This window comes from Vibrio sp. 704 (assembly GCF_033339295.1).
In genome coordinates, this window is the sequence record NZ_JAWOUH010000679.1 from 1 (window position 1) to 603 (window position 603).

The following is a 603-nucleotide window of genomic DNA, read 5'->3' on the forward strand; positions in this document are numbered from 1 at the left end:
GATCTTTCTCTGCTGGCTCATAACCTTTGCCTTTCTTAGTCATGATGTGCAGGAACTGAGGGCCTTTAAGCTCACGCATGTTCTTCAGTGTTTTAACGAGCTCATTCACATCGTGCCCATCAATTGGACCAATGTAGTTAAAGCCAAACTCTTCAAATAGAGTGCCAGGGACAACCATGCCTTTTAGATGTTCTTCAGTGCGACGAACCAGTTCTTTGATTGGTGGCACACCTGAGAGCACTTTTTTTCCACCTTCACGGATAGAGGTGTAAAGACTACCGGAAAGGACTTTCGCTAGGTGGTTGTTCAGAGCGCCAACGTTTTCTGAGATCGACATTTCATTGTCGTTCAGAATCACCAACATGTCAGGGTGAACATCGCCTGCGTGGTTCATGGCTTCGAATGCCATGCCGGCAGTAATCGCACCATCACCAATCACACTGATGACTTTACGACCTTTACCTTCTTTTTGAGCGCTGATGGCTAGGCCAAGCCCTGCACTGATGGAAGTAGAAGAGTGACCAACTGATAGCGTGTCGTACTCGCTCTCTTCGCGCCAAGGGAAAGGGTGTAAGCCGTCTTTCTGACGAATCGTTGGCATTT

The 603-nt window shown here is 47.8% G+C and carries 1 protein-coding gene; it reads right to left on the reverse strand.

Annotation, left to right across the window (positions count from 1 at the left end):
• The coding region (locus R7R24_RS28475) for a 1-deoxy-D-xylulose-5-phosphate synthase N-terminal domain-containing protein (protein ID WP_318120419.1) at positions 1-603 on the reverse strand (603 nt) is incomplete at both ends.